This window comes from Dellaglioa sp. CoH-55-MRSF-7, assembly GCF_056782235.1.
On the sequence record NZ_JBXAYI010000190.1, the window covers coordinates 1 to 256 of the forward strand.

General features: G+C 52.7%; 1 protein-coding gene. It reads right to left on the bottom strand.

Translation table 11 applies throughout. The features are described from left to right. The coding region (locus tag AC1RPU_RS08350; protein WP_481769705.1) for a hypothetical protein at positions 1-256 on the bottom strand (256 nt) is incomplete at both ends.

Below are 256 nucleotides of genomic sequence, written 5' to 3' on the forward strand. Positions count from 1 at the left end.
TTACTAGATGGAACAGTTCCGGATCGCCACCTTTGTCCGGATGTACCAGACTTCTGACTTTTCGGTAAGCATCGACCAAAAGTTCAGAACTTGCGTTGTATAGCTGTTCCGTACCAGAACTGACATAATTCGCAGTATTCTCTTCGTCATGCGCATGGCGCTGGGGAGCGCCACGGGTCGCGAGCCTGATTTCACGGCGCAAGCGACTGATTGTCGCGTTGCGCTCGTCTCCCTCAGAGTACTGCTTTACTACGCC